Source organism: Streptomyces sp. CO7 (assembly GCF_053474865.1).
Map to the genome: position 1 here is coordinate 422430 of NZ_JBRIOU010000003.1, position 3148 is coordinate 425577.

The window sequence follows — 3148 nt, forward strand, 5'->3', positions numbered from 1 at the left end:
CCCCCCACCTGCGCCGCGACAACTCCGGCCGCCCCCAGATCGACGAGCACTACCGGCTGCGCCTCGACGACACCATCACCGGCCACGTCTACGTCCAGAACGCCGAACTCCACACCCACGGCGTCGGCGCACCCGACCTCGGCCTGATCGCATGGCGCAGCGCCACCATCCTCAACACCCTCACCGGCAAGGAGGTCTACCGGCTGCCCCGGCGCACCGCCTTCACCACCTTCGGCCTGTGCTGACCACCCCGCGCGGGCACGGAGAACGCCGGCGGCGTCGGCGGAGAACCGCCGACGCCGCCGACCGGACCACAGCCCGGCCCGAAACCACCGGACCCGGACGACAGCCCCGGCCCGGAACCCGGACCTGGACGACAGCCCCGGCCCGGAACCACAGGACCTAGAAGACCGGGACGCCGTCCCGCGTCAGACGCCAGTCCACCGACGCGAAGTCCTTCGGGTCCAGCACACCCTTCGCCGTCACCCACTCCGCGATCCGCGTCCGGATCTCCGTCGACTCCGCCCACACCTCGGGCGCCGACGCCACGTGCGGGTACGCGCTGCCGCCGTTCGCCCGGTAGTTGTTCACCGCCAGCACGAACTTCTTGTCCGCCGGCACCGCCGCGCCCTCGAACGTCAGGTTCCTGATCCGCGAACCCGCCGGCTGAGCGATGTCGATGTCGTACCGCACGCCCGACACGTAGTCGTACGCGTAGTCCGGACGGTTCCCCGCGTTCGTCAGCGTGTTCACGTCCACCGGCGCGCCCGGGGCGACCTGCGCGTAGTACTGCGCCGAGAACTCCAGGTAGTCCTTCAGCTGCGCACCCGTCAGAACCTTCGCCACCAGCGTGTTGTCGTACACGTACAGGCTCGACAGGTCCCGGATCGTCACCTCGCCCGCCGGGATCTCCGACGTCCGCGAGAACGGCGACGCCTGCGCCACCACCGGCAGCGAGGCGTACTCGGTGCCGGCCAGCGCGGCCTTCACCACGTCCTCCTGCACCTTCGCGATCAGGTCGATGATCGGCTCGTCCTTGTACCGCGCCTCCGCCGTCGTCAGCGTCACCGTGGCCCTGCCGACCACCTGGTTGACGTACTCGACGACCGCGTCGTGCTGCTCCTGCAGCAGCGCCACGATCTCCGGGTCCTCGACCGCGTCCTTGGAGTTGCGCAGCGACGCCTTCACCGACTCGACCGACCAGCGGCCCTTGTCGAAGACCAGCTCGATGTCGAAGAGCGACAGCCGCTCACCCCACATCAGCGGCTCCGACAGCACGACCTCCTTGCCCGACTCCTCGTTCACCACCCGCAGCTCGGCGATCTCCTTGTGGGCGTGACCCACCAGGATCGCGTCGATGCCCGGAACCAGGCGCGCCACGTTCGCCGCGGAGTTCTCCACGTAGGGAAGCTGGTCGCTCCACGAGGACGTGCCCGAGGTGCCCGAGTGCGCCGAGACGATCACCACGTCCGCGCCCATCGCCCGCAGCTTCGGCACCCACAGCGCGGCCTGCTCCTCCAGACCCGGGAACTTCAGCTTGCCCTGCACGTACGCCTTGTCCCAGATCGCGATGCCCGGGTTCGTCAGACCCAGGACCGCCACCTTCACCGGACGCGCCGAACCGGGCACGTGGAAGGACTTGAGGAAGTACGGGGGAAACGCCGGCTTCAGCGTCGTCGCGTCCACCGCGTTGGCGCCGAGCAGCGGGAAGTCGCACTGCGACTCGAACTTCCGCAGCAGCTCGATGCCGTAGTTGAACTCGTGGTTGCCCAGCGCGACCGCGTCGTAACCGATCCTGTTCATCGCCCGCGCCATCGGGTGCACCGGACCGCCCGCGGCGGTGATCGGGTCCACCTTGGCGTAGTAGTACGTCAGCGGGGTGCCCTGGATGGTGTCACCGGCGTCGATCAGCATCGTCCGCCCGGCGCCCTTCTCCGCACGCACCTCCTTCACCAGGGAGGAGATGCGCGCCAGACCCATGGCGTTGCCCGCCGCGTCCTTGTACTGGGCGTCCTTGTAGTAGTCCCAGTTGAAGACGTTCCCGTGCAGGTCGGTGGAGCCCATCACCGTCAGGGAGAAACGCTTCCCCGGACGGCCCTGGGCCTCGACGGCCGCCACCGGGGCCGCCTGAGCGGCCGGAGCTCCCATCACGCCTCCCGCCAGCGCCACACCCGCACCCGTCACAGCGGACTTCTTCAGAAACTTCCGGCGATCCAACGCCATGCTCCCGCACCTTCCCGACAACACTTCCGGACAACAAGCCCAACGCTCAATGCCAACGCGCGTAGATTCTTCACCACGCGCCCCCGTCGCCGACAGATCCGCCAGGTTGCGATCCGGTAAGCGACCAGCCAAAACCCGGCAACCGGCACCCGTGCCTGCCACCGTGACCCCCATGAGCGCCGAACCCGCCACCGAACCGACGACCCTCCCCATCACCGGCCCCGCCGCCGAACACCCCCGCGTCGCCGTCCGCGGCGAGGCCCACCTCGAGGTCGACCCCGAGGTCGCCCGCATCACCCTCACCGTCACCGCCCGCGGCGCCGACCGCCGCGACGCCGTCACCAACCTCACCCGACGCAACAACGCCGCCCTCGAACTCCTCAAGACCTACGGCGACGCCGTCGCCCACACCGAGACCGGCACCCTCTCCATCACCCCCGAGACCGCCCAACGCGGCCGCGGCGAACGCATCCGCGCCTACAACGGCCGCGTCACCCTCACCGCCGAGATCACCGACTTCACCGTCCTCGGCGAACTCACCACCCGCCTCGCCGACCTCGACCACACCAGCGTCCACGGCCCCCACTGGTCCCTGCGCCCCGACTCGCCCGCCCACCGCCGCGCCCGCCAGGAAGCCGTCCGCCAGGCCGTCGTCCGCGCCCGCGAATACGCCGAGGCGCTCGGCACCACCCTCACCGGCGTCATCGACATCGCCGACATCGGCGCCGACACCGCGGCCGTCCCCCGCAGCGGCCGGGCCGGCTTCGGCGCACCGCCCTCCGCCCCCGGAGCGGCCCCGGGAGCCGCCACGGAGCCCGCCCTCGCCCTCGAACCCCGCCGCCAGCACGTCCGCGCGACCGTCAACGCCCGCTTCACCATGGCCCCGCCGACCCTCTGAACCGGTCCCGATATCGAACCCTCATTC

The 3148-nt window shown here is 70.5% G+C and carries 2 protein-coding genes and 1 pseudogene; 2 read left to right on the top strand and 1 reads right to left on the bottom strand.

Annotated elements, in window-relative coordinates; genetic code table 11:
- A pseudogene (locus tag ACOV8S_RS11850) lies at window positions 1–245 on the top strand (lysine 6-monooxygenase); the annotation flags it as partial.
- 157 nt (window positions 246–402) lie between these two features.
- Here ACOV8S_RS11850 and ACOV8S_RS11855 read toward each other — a convergent pair.
- A complete protein-coding gene (locus ACOV8S_RS11855; RefSeq protein ID WP_448317738.1) occupies window positions 403–2223 on the bottom strand; it encodes a bifunctional metallophosphatase/5'-nucleotidase in 1821 nt (606 codons plus the stop codon).
- A gap of 172 nt (window positions 2224–2395) precedes the next feature.
- Between ACOV8S_RS11855 and ACOV8S_RS11860 the strand changes: the two genes are divergently transcribed.
- The gene (locus ACOV8S_RS11860; RefSeq protein ID WP_448317739.1) at window positions 2396–3121 is read left to right on the top strand and encodes an SIMPL domain-containing protein; all 726 of its coding nucleotides are present in this window, start codon (window positions 2396–2398) and stop codon (window positions 3119–3121) included.
- Window positions 3122–3148 lie beyond the last annotated feature (27 nt).